15 protein-coding genes are annotated in these 15,597 nt (G+C 73.0%); 13 read left to right on the top strand and 2 right to left on the bottom strand.

Annotated elements, in window-relative coordinates:
- Positions 1-208: 208 nt before the first annotated feature.
- The gene (locus ACWGJO_RS32025; protein WP_452189118.1) at positions 209-1,456 is read left to right on the top strand and encodes a phosphotransferase family protein; all 1,248 of its coding nucleotides are present in this window, start codon (positions 209-211) and stop codon (positions 1,454-1,456) included.
- A gap of 109 nt (positions 1,457-1,565) precedes the next feature.
- Here ACWGJO_RS32025 and ACWGJO_RS32020 read toward each other — a convergent pair whose 3' ends face one another.
- Both ACWGJO_RS32020 and ACWGJO_RS32015 read right to left on the bottom strand, forming a co-directional pair.
- Positions 1,566-1,823 (bottom strand): ferredoxin, encoded by a 258-nt coding sequence (locus ACWGJO_RS32020; protein WP_387693556.1) that lies wholly within the window; start codon positions 1,821-1,823, stop codon positions 1,566-1,568.
- Positions 1,820-3,034 carry a cytochrome P450 gene (locus ACWGJO_RS32015; protein ID WP_387693557.1) on the bottom strand — a complete coding sequence of 405 codons (1,215 nt, stop codon included), beginning with the start codon at positions 3,032-3,034 and terminating at the stop codon, positions 1,820-1,822. The genes ACWGJO_RS32020 and ACWGJO_RS32015 overlap by 4 nt, the downstream gene beginning before the upstream one ends.
- 642 nt (positions 3,035-3,676) lie before the next feature.
- Between ACWGJO_RS32015 and ACWGJO_RS32010 the strand changes: the two genes are divergently transcribed.
- The 12 genes from ACWGJO_RS32010 to ACWGJO_RS31955 all read left to right on the top strand — a co-directional run.
- Positions 3,677-4,762 carry an S-(hydroxymethyl)mycothiol dehydrogenase gene (locus ACWGJO_RS32010; RefSeq protein WP_359900338.1) on the top strand — a complete coding sequence of 362 codons (1,086 nt, stop codon included), beginning with the start codon at positions 3,677-3,679 and terminating at the stop codon, positions 4,760-4,762.
- The gene (locus tag ACWGJO_RS32005; protein ID WP_452189115.1) at positions 4,759-5,391 is read left to right on the top strand and encodes an MBL fold metallo-hydrolase; all 633 of its coding nucleotides are present in this window, start codon (positions 4,759-4,761) and stop codon (positions 5,389-5,391) included. The genes ACWGJO_RS32010 and ACWGJO_RS32005 overlap by 4 nt, the downstream gene beginning before the upstream one ends.
- A gap of 60 nt (positions 5,392-5,451) precedes the next feature.
- Positions 5,452-5,853, top strand: a complete 402-nt coding sequence (locus tag ACWGJO_RS32000; protein WP_359900341.1) for a pyridoxamine 5'-phosphate oxidase family protein — start codon at positions 5,452-5,454, stop codon at positions 5,851-5,853.
- Positions 5,854-6,548: 695 nt separating this feature from the next.
- Positions 6,549-7,580 (top strand): TauD/TfdA family dioxygenase, encoded by a 1,032-nt coding sequence (locus ACWGJO_RS31995; protein WP_452189113.1) that lies wholly within the window; start codon positions 6,549-6,551, stop codon positions 7,578-7,580.
- Positions 7,577-9,391, top strand: a complete 1,815-nt coding sequence (locus ACWGJO_RS31990) for a non-ribosomal peptide synthetase (protein ID WP_452189111.1) — start codon at positions 7,577-7,579, stop codon at positions 9,389-9,391. The genes ACWGJO_RS31995 and ACWGJO_RS31990 overlap by 4 nt, the downstream gene beginning before the upstream one ends.
- Positions 9,388-10,158, top strand: coding sequence for a thioesterase II family protein (locus ACWGJO_RS31985; RefSeq protein WP_359900347.1), 771 nt, complete (start codon positions 9,388-9,390; stop codon positions 10,156-10,158). The genes ACWGJO_RS31990 and ACWGJO_RS31985 overlap by 4 nt, the downstream gene beginning before the upstream one ends.
- Positions 10,155-10,655 carry a cobalamin B12-binding domain-containing protein gene (locus ACWGJO_RS31980; RefSeq protein WP_452189109.1) on the top strand — a complete coding sequence of 167 codons (501 nt, stop codon included), beginning with the start codon at positions 10,155-10,157 and terminating at the stop codon, positions 10,653-10,655. The genes ACWGJO_RS31985 and ACWGJO_RS31980 overlap by 4 nt, the downstream gene beginning before the upstream one ends.
- Positions 10,652-11,947, top strand: a complete 1,296-nt coding sequence (locus ACWGJO_RS31975) for a methylaspartate mutase (protein ID WP_452189107.1) — start codon at positions 10,652-10,654, stop codon at positions 11,945-11,947. The genes ACWGJO_RS31980 and ACWGJO_RS31975 overlap by 4 nt, the downstream gene beginning before the upstream one ends.
- Before the next feature lie 47 nt (positions 11,948-11,994).
- A complete protein-coding gene (locus ACWGJO_RS31970; protein ID WP_452189105.1) occupies positions 11,995-12,996 on the top strand; it encodes an asparagine synthetase A in 1,002 nt (333 codons plus the stop codon).
- Positions 12,993-14,345, top strand: a complete 1,353-nt coding sequence (locus ACWGJO_RS31965) for a glutamate synthase-related protein (RefSeq protein ID WP_452189103.1) — start codon at positions 12,993-12,995, stop codon at positions 14,343-14,345. Before ACWGJO_RS31970 ends, ACWGJO_RS31965 begins: the two co-directional genes overlap by 4 nt.
- A gap of 77 nt (positions 14,346-14,422) precedes the next feature.
- A complete protein-coding gene (locus ACWGJO_RS31960; RefSeq protein ID WP_452189101.1) occupies positions 14,423-14,623 on the top strand; it encodes an MbtH family protein in 201 nt (66 codons plus the stop codon).
- Between the two features lie 135 nt (positions 14,624-14,758).
- Positions 14,759-15,597, top strand: an 839-nt coding sequence (locus ACWGJO_RS31955; RefSeq protein WP_452189099.1) for a condensation domain-containing protein, incomplete at its 3' end; no start/stop codon positions are given.

Genomic DNA, 15,597 nt, shown 5'->3' with positions numbered 1-15,597 from the left:
CCCGCAACGGCCGGTGGGCCGCCGTATCCCGTGCGGAGAGGGCCGTCGCCGGGCGAAGTCCCTCGTGTCCGACCGGGAGCAGGCCCGGGCGGCGGCACGCGAACGGGCCCGGGCAGCGGCGCTCCGGCCGGTGCGGGCGGCGGTGCTCCGGCCGGTGCGGGCGGAAAACCGTTGGCACGGGCCCGCCCCGGTGGGCGAAGCTGCTCCGATGCAGCGAGCGAGCAACCGGACCGTGACGGTCGATCTCACCTACGGCGACGAGTACTTCGGGCAGCTGGGGCCCTTCGAGGTGGAGCTCGGCTGGTGGTCCTCCGTGGACGAGGTGGTCGCGCGCGCGGCGGCGTCGGCCGGGGTGCCGGTGCTGGTGGCGCGGCTGGTCGACGGGCGGAGCGAGGAGCCGGGTCACGGCGGGCGGGTGCGCTACCACGCCGAGGCGAGCGAGCGGCCGAGGGCGCTCGACTCCCGGCCCCCGGAAGCCGGGACGGCCGCGCTGCTCGGCCCCGCCGAGCGCCGAGCCGCCTGGGCCACGCCGGAAGGGCTGCGGTCGGCGCTGGGCTGGGCGGAGGCGGAACTCGCCGCCGTCGGTCGCCCGCCGGTCGGGCCCGCCCGGCAGATCCGGACCTGGAACCTCTCCGGCCTCTTCCGCCTCCCCACCGCGACCGGCGTGGACGCCTGGCTGAAGACCACGACGCCGGCGTTCAACGCCCACGAGGGCGAGGTCATCGCGCTGCTCGGCGGCGTCGACCGCGCGCTCGTCCCGACCGTCCTCGCCGCCGACCCCTCCGGTGGGCGACTGCTGCTCGACCACGTCCCCGGCGAGGACTGCTGGAACCCCTCCGCCGGGACCGTCGCCGACGTCGTCCCCCGGCTCGTCGCCGCCCAGGCCGCGCTCGCCGGCCGTCCGGACGACCTGGCCGCACTGCGCGACCGCACCCCACGGGCCCTGGCGGCCCAGCTGACTTCCCTGCTGGACCGGCTCGCGGAGGAGACCGACCTGACGCCCGAGGAGCTGGAGCGCCTGGCCGGCTTCGCCGCCGACCTGCCCGGGCTGCTGGACCGGCTCGCCGCCTGCGGCCTGCCGGAGACCCTGCTGCACGGCGACTTCCACCCCGGCAACTGGCGTTCCGACGGCGAGAGCACGGTGGTCGTCGACTACGCCGACTCCTGCCTCGGCCATCCGGCCCTGGACGGGCTGCGCCCGCGCGCCTACCTCGGCCCGGAGGCCTGGCGGCACCACGCCGCGGTCTGGGCGGAGGCCTGGCGGCGCCACGCCCCCGGCTCGGACCCGTGCCGGGCCCTCGAACTCGCCGAGCCGCTCTACCACTTGTCCTACGCGCTGCGCTACCAGGAGTTCCTGGACCACATCGAGCCGAGCGAACGCCCGTACCACGAGGGCGACCCGGCCGCCGAGCTGCGCGCCGTGCTGGCCTGCGGCCCGGTCGCCGGGCGGAGGTAGCCGGCCGGGGTGCGACGGCCGGGGTGCGACGGCCGACGCCGGTGCCGGGGCCCTCGGAACCGCCGGTGGTGCCCGTCGCGGTCGTCGCGGCGGGCCCCACCGGGCGTGTTCACTCGGCGGGGGCGATCCGGTAGCCGCCGCGCGCCGAGTGGAGGCTGAGCGCCTCGACCGGGCAGAAGTCGACCGCCTCGCTCAGCCCGTCCGTCAGCCCCGCGCCGCCGTCGGCGTACTCGGCCAGCGGTGCGGCCAGCCCGTCGGAGCCGAGGACCAGCGAGTCGGGGGCGCTGAGGGCGCACATCCCGGAGCCGATGCAGCGGTCGCGGTCGACCCGGACGACCACCGGCTCGGTGTCCGCACGGCCCGTCACCACTCCACCCGCAGGGAGTTCGGGCTGCGGGTGAGCAGGCCGCGCCGCCAGTCGATCCGGTCGACCGGGTCGGCCAGCCGCAGGGCGGGCAGCCGGCGGGCCAGCCGGTGCAGGGCGAGTTCCAGCTCCATCCGGGCCAGCCAGGCGCCCAGGCAGTGGTGCGGCCCGGCGCCGAAGGTGAGCATGGGGGCGGCCAGCGGGGAGAACAGCTCGGTGCGCAGGTCCCCGGTGAAGGCCTCCGGGTCGTGGTTGGCGGCGTTCGCGTCGGCGGCGACCACGCTGCCGGCCGGGATGACCACACCGCCGATCTCGACGTCCTCGACGGTGCGGCGCATCAGTCCGGGCATGTGCTCCTGGCGGTCGCCGAGCGGGACGGCGCGCAGCAGCTGCTCGGTCGCGGCGGCGGCGCTGGCCTCGTCGGAGGAGAGCCGCTGCCAGGCGTCGCGGCCGTCCTGGAGCAGGTAGACCAGGGCGTTGCCGAGGCTGGTCATGGTGGTCTCGTGGCCGGCCACGACCAGGCCGATGACCAGGACGACCAGCTGGCCCTCGGTGATCGAGCCGTCCTCGGCGGCGGCCGCGAGCAGCCCGCTGACCAGGTCCTCGCCGGGGGCGGCCCGGCGTTCGGCGATCACCTCGGCGCCGAAGGCGGCGAACTCGGTCATCGCGGTGACGATCGCCTCGGCGCTGTGGGCGGTGGTGGAGAGCGCGTGGTCGCTCCAGTGCGCGAGCCGCTTGCTGTCCAGGTTGTCCAGGCCCATCAGCCGGCTGATCACGGCGACCGGCAGCGGGCGGGAGTAGCCGGCGATGATGTCGGCGGGGGAGCCGTGGTCGATCAGCTCGTCGATCAGCGACTCGACCACCGAGGCCACCCAGGGCCGCCAGCGTTCGATCGCGCGCGGGGTGAAGGCCCGCTGCACGGTGCGGCGCAGCCGCTGGTGCTCGGTGCCGTCGATGTTCAGCATGCTCTGCGGGTCGTCGAGGATGTTCGGCGTGACCGTGATCGGCGGGGCGTCCGGCGCGTAGAGCGGGGCGCGGCCCAGTCGCGGGTCGGTCAGCACCTGGCGCACGTCGGCGTGCCGGCTGACCAGCCAGACCGGCGTGCCGGTGGGCAGCGCGGCGAGGCGGGGCGGGCCGGGTTCGAGCCGGCGCATGCAGTGCAGCGGGGGGAGCGGGGCGGTGCCGGCGCTGGTCGCACTGTTCTCGGTGGACATCCGTACTCCAGACTCCAGGGCGGTGGGCCGCGGGACGCGACCCGACGGGGGGTGAATCCGGGGATCGTGCGGGGGACGGGTGATGCGGCCGGCTGGCGGCTCGACACGGGCCGGGGTTCGGTCGGGCTCCTACGGGGTGTGGCGCGAAATGTGCGCGGGTGCACGGTCGGTGCGCACCCGGCGCGGTCGGTGCGCGGTCGCGCGCCGACGGGTGGGGCGGGTGTGCTGAGCGTGGTCGCGTGGACCGTCTCAGCTACGACCGTACGTGGGTGGCGGGGCGCCCGTCTGCGGCACTTCCAGCCAACGCCGGTGCTTTCCGGGCACTTCGGGGTGTGCTGATGGGCGCTCGGCGACGCCCGTGCGCCCCCGTTGGCAGGGCCGCGCCGGGCGGTCCCCGGGCGCTCGGTGGATACCCGGGCGGCACATGCCGCGGGGAGGGCCCGTGAGCCGGCGCGGCGGTGTCGGACACGCCGTCGGCAGGTCCGGCGAGCCGTATCACACCACGTCACGCCGGATCGCCCGGGATGCTCCGCCGGTGACCGGCCGGGCGGGCGATACGCTTCGTGGGCAGTTCGTCTTGAAGTCGTGTTGTCGCAGGTCACGCCGGTGCAGAGCCGCACCGGCAGACGGAGGTGGAATCGGATGCCCCAGCAGGTCAAGGCAGTCATCGCGCGCGCCAAGGGCGCGCCCGTGGAGGTGACCACGATCGTGGTGCCGGACCCTGGCCCGGGCGAGGCGGTGGTCCGGATCCAGGCGTGCGGCGTCTGCCACACCGACCTCCACTACCGGGAGGGCGGCATCAACGACGAGTTCCCGTTCCTGCTCGGCCACGAGGCCGCGGGCATCGTGGAGTCGGTCGGCGAGGGCGTCACCGAGGTCGAGCCCGGTGACTTCGTGGTCCTCAACTGGCGTGCGGTGTGCGGCCAGTGCCGCGCGTGCAAGCGGGGCCGCTCGCAGTACTGCTTCAACACCCACAACGCGAAGCAGCGGATGACGCTGCTGGACGGCACCGAGCTGTCCCCGGCCCTGGGCATCGGCGCGTTCGCCGAGAAGACCCTGGTCGCGGCCGGCCAGTGCACCAAGGTGGACCCGGCGGCAGACCCGGCCGTCGCGGGCCTGCTGGGCTGCGGCGTGATGGCGGGCCTCGGCGCCGCGATCAACACCGGCAACGTGGGCCGGGGCGACTCGGTCGCGGTGATCGGCTGCGGCGGCGTCGGCGGCGCGGCCGTGATGGGCTCCCGGCTGGCGGGCGCGGCGAAGATCATCGCGGTGGACATCGACGACCGCAAGCTGGAGACCGCCCGCGGGCTGGGCGCCACCCACACCGTCAACTCCCGCACCACCGACCCGGTCGAGGCGATCCGCGAACTGACCGGCGGCAACGGCGCGGACGTGGTGGTCGAGGCGGTCGGCCGGCCGGAGACCTACAAGCAGGCCTTCTACGCCCGGGACCTGGCCGGCACCGTCGTCCTGGTCGGCGTGCCGACCCCGGAGATGACGCTGGAGCTCCCGCTGCTCGACGTCTTCGGCCGCGGCGGCGCGCTGAAGTCCTCCTGGTACGGCGACTGCCTGCCCTCGCGGGACTTCCCGATGCTGATCGACCTCTACCTCCAGGGCCGCCTGGACCTCGGCGCCTTCGTCACCGAGACCATCGGGCTCGACGCCGTGGAGCAGGCCTTCGAGCGCATGCACCAGGGCGACGTCCTGCGTTCGGTGGTGGTCCTGTGACCTCGGCCCGCATCGACCGGCTGGTGACCGCCGGGACCTTCGAGCTCGACGGCGGCAGCTGGGAGGTGGAGAACAACGTCTGGATCGTCGGGAACGACGAGGAGGCGGTGGTGATCGACGCCGCGCACGACGCCGAGGCCATCGAGGCCGCGCTCGGTGGGCGCCGGCTGCTGGCGATCGTCTCCACCCACGCGCACAACGACCACATCGACGCGGCCCCGGCGCTCGCCGACCGCACCGGTGCGCCGATCCTGCTGCACCCGGACGACCTCCCGCTGTGGAAGCTCACCCACCCCGAGCGGCTGCCGGACGGCGAACTGGCCGACGGTCTGCGGATCGAGGTGGCCGGTACCGAGCTGACCGTGCTGCACACCCCGGGGCACGCGCCGGGCGCGGTCTGCCTGTACGCGCCGGGGCTGGGCACCGTCTTCACCGGCGACACCCTGTTCCACGGGGGGCCGGGAGCCACCGGCCGGTCGTTCTCGCACTTCCCGACGATCATCGACTCGATCCGCGAGCGGCTGCTGACGCTCCCGGCCGAGACCGTGGTGCGTACCGGCCACGGCGACCCGACCACCATCGGCGCCGAGGCCCCGGCCCTGCCGGAGTGGATCGCGCGCGGGCACTGACGCCCCGCCCGTACGGCCCCCGGGGAACGACCGTTCCCCGGGGGCCGTACCATCGCGATCATGGCCCATGACCCGCGCGACCTCGACGATTCCTTCCTCGCCTTCTGGCGGGAGCGGCACATCTCCACGCTGACCACCACCCGCCCGGACGGCACGCCGCACGTGGTGCCGGTGGGTGTGACGTACCAGCCGGAGACGGGAACCGCCCGGGTGATCACCAGCCGCACCAGCCGCAAGGCCCGCAACGTCGCCGAGGCCGGGCCCGGGGGCCAGCGGGTCGCGGTCTGCCAGGTGGACCGGGCCCGTTGGTCGACCCTGGAGGGGGTGGCGGTGGTCCGCGACGAACCCGAGCAGGTCGCCGAGGCGGAGCGCCGGTACGCCGAGCGCTACCGGGAGCCGCGGGTCAACCCGGACCGGGTGGTCATCGAGATCACCGTCGACCGCGTCCTCGGCCGGGCCTGAGCGCGCCCGCCCGGGGATCCGGCCGGCCGGTGCCTGGTGCCGGTGTTGCCGGTGTTGCCGTACGGGCGGCGGCCGCCCCCAGCACCGGAATCACCTGAAACGGTGGTGGATTCGTCACCGTCGGTGACGTGAATGACGTATGAAAGCTGCGAACTTGCCTCCACAACTTCTTCCATGACGGCGCGGTGATGTGATCTGATTGGCCGCGCACGGTCAAGGCGGAGGCGATGGGTATCAGTACACCCGCCTCGGCGAACTCGGGGGAACGACGCCGGGGACGCGAATTCCGCGTACCCGAATGTGAGCACTCGGGAGGGGGGGATGGATCGGTGTGCGGGAGTGCCGGACGGCATCCCGCCGTTCTCCGGTCGGAGGCGCGGTACCGGTGGCCCGCAGGTGCGGCCGATGGTGTGACGGCCCGGCGATAGCGGCTCGTCGACGCGTGAACAGGCGTCGGAAGGCCGGGCCCTTGTGCTGCCCATTCGCCGCCGGCGGCGGAAGCCGCCACCCTGTCGAACCCTTCAGTGGCCGGCCCCGGATTCGGGCCGCACGCATTTCCCGGCTACCCGGCACGACGACCCCGCGGGGTCGATGACCGTGTTCTCGGTTCAGAGGTTCTGATCGCGATCCAACTGCCCTGGGGCGACCGCGGCACCATGCCGTCGCGCTCCGTCATGAGGAAGGTGCATCGAGTCATGTCTTCTGCAAGAACTGCGCCACAAGAGCTGGACTGGACCCTTGAGGAGGGCAAGCCGGCCACCCTCGTCGTCCCTCGATTCGAAGGCGCCGACGAGGCCTGCGCGTGGCTGAACGCGCTCCTGCCCGACATCCGGACCGCGCTTCAAAGGTACGGCGCACTGTACCTGCGCGGGCTTCCGGTCACTTCCGTCGAGGACTTCGCGCTCGTGCGGGACGTCCTCGTTCCGCAGCGGACGCCCTATCGGGAGAAGGCGACGCCGCGCAGCAGCTTCGGCAACGACGTCTACTCGTCCACCGATCTGCCGCCGGCCCAGTCGATCCGGATGCACAACGAGAACAGCTACACCCTCACGTTCCCCGGGCTCCTGATGTTCGCCTGCCTGATCGCCCCGGAGGAGGGCGGGGCGACGCCGGTGGCGGACTGCCGGGAGGTGCTGCGGAAACTGCCCGCCCCGCTCGTCGAGCGGATCCGCGCCAACGGCTGGACCCTGCACCGGAGTTACTCCGAGCACATCTCCGTGAGCTGGGAGAAGGCATTCGCGACCGAGCGCCGGGAGGACGTCGAGCAGTACTGCGCGGAGAACCTGATCTCCTGCCACTGGGACGACGAGGGGAATCTGAGGACCGCGCAGCGGCGGCCCGGAATCATCCGGCACCCGGCGACCGACGAGGAGGTCTGGTTCAATCACATGGCCTTCTGGAATTCCTGGTCATTGGACGAGGAGCTCCGCGAGACGCTCGTGGACGAATTCGGCGCGGACGGCCTGCCGTTCGAAACCGGAGTGGCCGACGGGAAGCCCCTGACCCGGGACGAGCTCGACATCATCAACACCGCCTACGCCGAGGCGACGGTGCGTCAGACCTGGCAGCCCGGCGACGTCATGCTCGTCGACAACGTGCTCACGGCCCACGGCCGCGACCCGTTCCGGGGCGACCGCAAGATCGTCGTCGCCATGGGCAACCCGGTCGACCTCGACGAGTGCCGGCCCACCGTGCCGGCCGCGGCGGGCAACGGCGGTGCCGCGTGAGCATCACCGAGGAGCCCCTGGCCCCGGCGGCCCCGACCGTGACGGTCGACCCGATCGTCCGGTTCCGGCAGGCCGTCGCGTCCACCCCGGACCGGCTGGCCGTACGCGGCACCGACCGCACCCTGACCTTCGCCGAACTCGACCACGAAGTAAGCCGGTTGGCCGCACAGCTGGCCGAGCGCGGCCTCGGACGCGGCGCCCGGGTGGGCGTCAGCATGCACCGCGGCGCGGACCTCGTCGTCGCCCTGCTCGCCGTGTGGCACGTCGGCGCCGCCTACGTGCCGCTGGATCCCGCCTACCCGCAGGACCGCCTCGCCCACATGGTGGCCGGCGCCGACCTGCGGACCGTCCTGGCGGAGCCCGGCAACGGGCCGACGTGGCCCACCGGCGTCGACGTCATCACCCTCGCCGACGCCCTCGCCGCGCCGACCGCGGCTCCGGACGCGCCGGCGGCGGAGACCTCCCCGGCGGACCCGGCGTACGTGATCTACACCTCCGGCTCGACCGGAACGCCGAAGGGCGTGGAGGCCACCCGGGGCGGCGTGGCCGCGCTCGCCGCCGACCTCGAAGAGGCGGGCTTCTACGCCGACCGGCCGCGCACGGTGGCCTGGAACGCGAGCATCTCCTTCGACGCCTCCGTCCAGCAGTGGGCCCGGATCTGCCGGGGCGACAGCATCGTGGTGATCGGCGAGAACGAGCGCACCGACCCGGCCGTGCTGCGCGCCCTGCTGGACGAGCACGCCGTCGACGACCTGGACCTGACGCCCTCGCACTGGGAGGTGCTGCGCGAGGCCCTCCTCGCCCCCACCGCCGACGGCCGCGTGCTGCGGCTGTTCATGGGCGGCGAGCCGGTGCCGGCGGAGGTCTGGCGCGAGCTGGGCGACGCCCGCGACGCCGGGACGGTCGAGGCGATCAACCTGTACGGCCCCACCGAGTGCACGGTGGACGCCACCGCGGCCTGGATCACCGGCGCGGGCCCGCACATCGGCCGTGCGCTGCCCGGGTTCACCGCCCACGTGCTCGACGAAGGGCTGCGCCCCGCGGCCGCCGGCGAGCCGGGCGAGCTCTACCTGGCCGGGCCCTCCGTGACCATCGGCTACGTCGGCCGGCCCGCGCTGACCGCTCAGCGCTTCGTCGCCGACCCGGCCGGTACCGGCCGCCGGATGTACCGCACGGGCGACCGGGTTCGGCTGCGTCCCGACGGCACCATCGACTACCTGGGCCGGGTCGACCGGCAGATCAAGATCCGCGGCTACCGGGTGGAACTCGGCGAGATCGAGGCGGCGCTCGCCGCGCACCCGGAGGTCAGGACCGCCGCCGTCGTCCTGCACGCCACCGAGACCGCCGGCGACCAACTGGTCGGCTACGTCGTCCCGGAGGACGGGAGCGCCCCGCGCGCCCGGGAACTCCAGGAGCACCTCGGCGGCGTGCTGCCGTCGTTCATGGTCCCCTCGGCGTTCGTCACGCTCGACGCCATGCCACTGAGCGTGAACGGCAAGGTGGACCACCGGGCCCTGCCCGCCGTGGACGAGGCCCTGTGGGCCGACGGCGAACAGGAGCCGGGGGACGAGCCGCAGGGCGAGTTCGAGACCCTGATCGCCGGCGTGTGGGCCGAGGTGCTCGGCCGCCAGCGGATCAGCCCCACCGACAACTTCTTCTCGCTGGGCGGCCATTCGCTCATCGCGCTGCGCGTCATCGGCCGGCTGAAGAAGCAGTTCGGCATCACCGTGTCCACGAAGGAGGTCTACCAGCACCCCGAACTGCGGTCGCTGGCGGAGTTCGTGGCGTCCCGTCGGACGGAGGGCAAGTGAACACCGCACAGGACACCACCGTCATCAGCATCCGGCGCCCCAAGGACGCCGCCCTGACGCTGATCTGCCTGGGCTTCTGCGGGGGCGGCACGGCCTCCTACCACCTGTGGGGCGACGCCGTGCCGGACGACATCGCCCTGTCGGCGATCTGCTACCCGGGCCGGGAGGGCAGGTTCCTGGAGGACTTCGCCACCGACTGGGAGGAGCTGGCCCAGGACGCCACCGCGGCGGTGCTGTCCGCCGTCGACGGCCCCTACGTGCTCTTCGGGCACAGCATGGGCGGCTGGATGGCGTTCGACGTCGCCGCGCGGATCGAGAGCGGCGGCGGGCCGCTGCCGCGGAACCTGGTCGTCTCCTCGGCCAACGCGCCGGCCCGCGGGCTCACGCCCCGGGACATGTTCCCGTCCCAGCAGGACGACGACGACGGTCTGCTGCTCTGGATGAAGACCCACGGCCTGATGCCGGCACACGTCCTGGAGGACCCCGAACTCCAGGAGATGAGCGTCGAGCTGATGCGCGCCGACATCCGGGTGCGGGACACCTTCCGGTACACCGAGGGCGCCACCGTCAGCATGCCGGTGCAGATGCTGTCGGGCGCCGACGACGACGTCATCGAGGCGAACGCGGGCGAGCAGTGGCGCACGCTGGCGCTGGGCGAGTACCGCCACGACGTCCTCCCCGGCGGCCACTTCTACACCCCGGAGGTCTGGCGGACCCTGCCCTCCAGGATCGCCGCCCTCGATCCCCGCGAGAGGAGCCGACGATGAGAACGAACGCCACGCTGGACGTGATCGTCAGCGGCACCGAGTCGGACTCGCACACCTGGAACCTGGTCTTCCTCCAGCTCCAGCTGGAGGACTGGGGACACCGGGTGCAGAACCTCGGCCCGTGCCTGCCGGGCGGGGAACTGGCGGCGGAGTGCCGGCGCGGCGCCCCCGACCTCATCGTGCTCAGCAGCGTCAACGGCCACGGCGAGAGCGACGGACTGTCCGCCGTCGCGGCGCTGCGCGCAGACCCGGAGCTCGCCGACACACCGATCGTCATCGGCGGGAAGCTCGGCACCGGCAAGCAGCTGCGGGCCGGTGCGGGCGGGGCCGCCGGCGGCGAGATGACGCGCCGCCTGCTGTCCGCGGGATTCTCCGCGGTCTTCCACGAGTCGTCCGGACTGCCGGAGTTCGAGAGGTACGTCGCCGCCCTCAGCGCCGAGAAGGCGCGGCGGGCCGGCCGCGTCCTGGAGGAGCTCCGCGCCGCCCCGACCCCATGAACGACGGGCCGGTCAACGCGTTCGCGGACTTCGTCGGACGGTCGCACGAACAGGGCAACCTGGTGGTGCAGCCCCGCATGGGCTTCGGCGACCCGCAGGCCATGCGGGACGGGCTGATCGCCGTCAAGGGGGCCAACGCCACCACGGTCGGCACGATCACCCTGGACAGCTACACCCGGCTCGGCAAGCTCGCCGACGCCCGGCGGGCCGTCGACGAGGGCGGCGACCTCAACGGCTACCCGATCAGGACCCACCCCCCGGACACCAACCGGGGGGTGCTGGACGGCGTGCGCGAGCGCGACTTCCCGGTCCAGGTGCGGCACGGGTCGGCCAGCCCCTACGGCATCATCGCGGCTTCGCTGGAAGCGGGGCTCGACACCACCGAAGGCGGCCCGGTCTCCTACTGCCTGCCGTACGGGCGCCTCCCGCTGCGCCAGGCGGTGCGGAACTGGGAACAGTCCTGCGAGCTGATGGTCAGGGCCCGTGACCACGGCATCGAACCGCACGTCGAGACCTTCGGCGGCTGCATGCTCGGCCAGCTGTGCCCGCCCAGCCTGCTGGTGGCGATCAGCCTCCTGGAAGGCGTGTTCTTCCACCGGCACGGCCTGCGCAGCATCTCGCTGAGCTACGCCCAGCAGACCAACGCCGAGCAGGACCGGGAGGCGGTGCTGGCCCTGCGCCGGCTCGCCGGTGCGCTGCTGCCGGACGTCGACTGGCACATCGTGATCTACAACTACATGGGGGTCTACCCCAGCACCCGATCGGGCGCCCTGCTGCTGCTGGAGCAGGCCGCCGAGCTGGCCGTCCGCACCGGATCGGAACGGCTCATCGTCAAGACGGCGGCCGAGGCGCACCGGATCCCGACCGTCCGGGAGAACGTCGAGGCGCTGGAGATCGCGGCGCTGGCCGCCCAGAACGCGGGCGGATCGGCGCCGCCGGACACCGGCGCGGACAGCGAGGTCCTGGCGGAGGCGACCGCGCTCGTGGACACCGTCCTCGGCCTCAACACGGACGTGGGCGCCGCCCTGGTCGAGGCCTTCAACCGGGGGCTGCTGGACGTCCCGTACTGCCTGCACCCGGACAACGCCGGGCGGGCCAGGAGCTACATCGACTCCGACGGGCGGCTGCGCTGGTCGCACACCGGCTCCCTGCCCGTACGGCCGAACGGGCGGTCCACCGGCAACCGCTCGATGAGCTCGGCGGACCTGCTCCGGGCCCTGTCCCACGTCGCGCGGTCGTTCGACGAGCGCGCCGCCACCACGCTGGACCGGCTGCCCGGGATCCCCAGCTGAACCCCCTGCCAGAACCGCAGGACCAGAGAACCGAAGGAAGAGACCCCTTGACCAGCGAGTTCGAGTCTGCACGGCCCGGTGCACTGCCGGACCACCTCAAGAACCCCGTGACGCAGTCCGTGCTGCGGATCCAGAACCAGATCGTTCAGGCGGGCCGCGAACTACTCCTCGGCGAGGGCTTCGTGGAGCTGCTGCCGCCGATCATCGGACCGGTGACGGACCCGGGCGGCCGTGGTGCCAAGCAGGTGGACGTCGACTTCTACGGCCACCGCTACAAGCTGATGACCAGCGCGATCCTCTACAAGCAGGCGTCGCTGCTCGCCTTCGACAAGGTGTTCTACGTCGCGCCGAACGTCCGGCTCGAACCGCTGGAGACCGCGAACATCGGCCGCCACCTGGCGGAGTTCCACCAGTTCGACGTGGAGATCGCCGGCGCCACGCAGGAAGACGCGATGGGCGTGGCACAGTCCATCGTGACCGCGGCGATCGAGCGCGTGGTGCGGACGATGGGCGCCGAGCTGGACGTCCTGGGCCGCGACACGGACGCCTTCACCCCGCTGCTCACCCGCGACGCCCCGTTCGAGCGGATCAGCCACGGCGACGCGATGGCCGAGCTGGCCCGACTGGGCCACGAGCAGAACCACGACGCCGAGATCGACTGGCAGGGCGAGGGCCTGCTCTCGCACAAGTCGGACGCGCCGTTCTTCATCATCGACTACCCCAAGGGCTCGCGCGGCTTCTACGACCGCGAGGACCCGCAGCGCCCGGAGGTCCTGCGCAACTTCGACCTCATCGCCCCCGAGGGCTTCGGCGAGCTGATCAGCGGCAGCGAGCGGGAGTTCGACTACGCGCGGATCATCGCCCGGATGCGGGAGAGCGGCGAGAACCCGGCCAAGTACGAGTGGTACCTGAAGATGGTCCGCGACGGGATCCCGGGCAGTGCCGGCTTCGGGATCGGCATCGAGCGGCTCACCCGCTACGTCGCCGGGCTGGACGCCGTCTGGCAGGCCACCCCGTTCCCGAAGATCCCCGGGGTGGTCTCGCCGTGAGCGGGGTGCTCAGCGCCCCGGGCTTCCCGGAGGCCGCGATCCGGTCGCGGGCCAGGGAGGGCGCCGCCCGCGCGTTCCCGCCGATGGACGGCTACGGCCTGACCCTGTTCGGCGCCGGCGGCACGGGCGGCGTCCCGCAGCCGGCGGCGCCCCACGGCACGGACGTGCTCGACGCGATGCGCCTGGTCCCGCCGGTCTTCATGCCCCAGCGGCTGGAGAAGCTCACCGACCTGGCCCGCGAGCCGCTCTACGGCGACGTCGAACTCGCCACCGACATCGGCGGGTTCCGGTCGTCGCTGCCGGTGTACGTCTCGGCCTTCGGCTCCACCCAGGTGGCCTCCTCCGGGCTGGGCCTGGCGGCCAGCCGCCAGGCCGGACGCCTGGGCATCCCGCTGGTCATCGGCGAGAACGTGGTGCCGACCAACGGCTTCGCCGACGGGTCCACCGACCGCTCCGCCGGCAGCCCCGAGGACCGGTCCGCAGACAGCTCCGCCGACACCGGCGACAGCATGCTCGCCCGGCTGCGCGCCTACGAGCAGGAACTCCCCGAGGGCATGGGCGGGCTGGCGTTCCAGCAGAGCACCGAGGACGCCGATGCCGAGGTGTGGAACCAGATCTACAGCGCCCCGGCCGCGAAGGCCCTGCTGGAGTCCGGCCGGCTGGCGTTCGAGCTGAAGGTGGGACAGGGCGCCAAGCCCGGCCTCGGCGGGATGACGGTGCTGAAACGCTCCGTGGCCGACCAGCTGGCCGCCCAGTACAGCACCGACGAGAACGTCTTCGGCGGCGGGCACGACCGGGTGCTGCGGTCCAGCAGCCCGGGCACGTTCACCGCCGAGATCCTGCGTCAGCAGATCCGGTTCATGCGCAACAACTACCCGCGCGCTCGGATCTGGGTGAAACTCCCGCCCGGGCGCGACATCCGCGAGGCGGTGGCCGTGGCCCGGGAGAGCGGCGCGGACTCGGTGACCGTGGACGGCGCCGAGGGCGGCAGTGGCTGGGCGCCCAGCAGCTTCCTCGACCAGGTGGGTCTGCCGCTGGGCGAGTGCCTGCGCCGGCTGGAGCCGCGCTCCTCCTCCTCCTCCTCCGACTGCCTGCTGGTCTCGGGCCGGATGTGGGAGGGCGCCAGGGCCGTGAAGGCCCTGGCGCTGGGTGCCCGCGCCGTCGGACTGGGCCGGGCGGCCCTGCTCGCGGCGGACGAGGACCCGCAGGACGGGATCGCCCGGCTGGTCTCCTGCCTCGCCTTCGAACTGCGGCTGCTGATCAGCGCGCTGGGCAAGTACACGCCCGCCGCGCTGGGCCCGGAGGACGTCTGGCTTCCGGGAACGGCCGACCCGCACCTCCACCCGTAGCACGCCGGACCCCGCCCCACCGGGCCCGGTCCCTTTCCCTGTCACGAACATTCACCCCGCGAAGAAGGAGCACCGCTGTGACGAATCCGTTCGAGGACGCCGAAGGCCGCTACGTGGTTCTGGTCAACGACCAGAACCAGCACTCCCTGTGGCCGAACGCGATCGAGGTCCCGGCCGGCTGGGCCACGGCCTTCGGCGAGAACGACCGCCAGGCCTGCCTGGAGTACATCGAGCAGAACTGGACCGACCTGGCGCCGCGCCCGACCGCGGTCGGCTGACCCGCGGACCCGATTCCCTTTTTCCCATTCCTTTCGCACACCCGCGTACGGCCCCGGCCAGGTGACGAAGCACCCGGCCGGGGCGTCCGGTCACGCACATCGATCACCGCCGGATAGGCCCCAGAGGGAGATGTCATGGCTCAGCAGAAGGAACCGACGGTCGGGCAGAAGGTCATGGCCGAGGACGGCCGCGGTCCCGGATCGGTGCAGGAGGAGATCCTGTGCGGCCTTTTCGCTGAGGTCCTCGATGTGCCGTCGGTGGGGGTCGACGACAACTTCTTCGCGCTGGGCGGTCACTCCGTACTCGCGACCCGGCTGATCAGTCGCATCCGCGGCACGCTCGGCGCGGAGCTCGGCATCCGTGAACTGTTCCGGAACCCGACCGTCGCCAAGGTGGCGGAGAAGCTGAAGGACGGCCGTCCGGCGCGTCCGGCGCTGGTGGCGGGCGTGCGTCCGGAGGTGCTGCCGTTGTCGTTCGCGCAGCAACGGCTGTGGTTCCTCGACCAGTTGGAGGGGGCGTCGGCGGCCTACAACAGTCCGTTCGCGTTCCGGATGCACGGTGCGGTGGACGTGGAGGCTCTGCGTGCGGCGATCGGCGACGTCGTCGCCCGGCACGAGGCCCTGCGCACGGTCTATCCGGCCGTCGACGGTCAGCCGCGCCAGCTGGTGCTGCCCGCCGGCGACGTCGAGGTGCCGTTCCGGGTCGAGCCGAGCACGGCGGAGGAGGTAGCGGAACGGATCTCGGCCGAGGCGTTCGCCGCCTTCGACCTCTCGAACGAACTTCCTTTGCGGGTGGCGCTGTTCACGCTCGGCGAGGGCGAGGGCGAGGGCGAGGGCGAGTCGGTGTTGGTGCTGACCTTGCACCACATCGCGAGTGACGGTTGGTCGATGAGGCCGTTGTGGGAGGGGGTGGCGTCGGCCTATCGGGCGCGGTTGGCGGGGCTGGCGCCGGAGTGGGAGCCGTTGGCCGTTCA

Source organism: Kitasatospora sp. NPDC054795, assembly GCF_053611565.1.
Note: the sequence above shows the minus strand (reverse complement) of the source record. Positions and strands in the feature narration are given on the sequence as shown.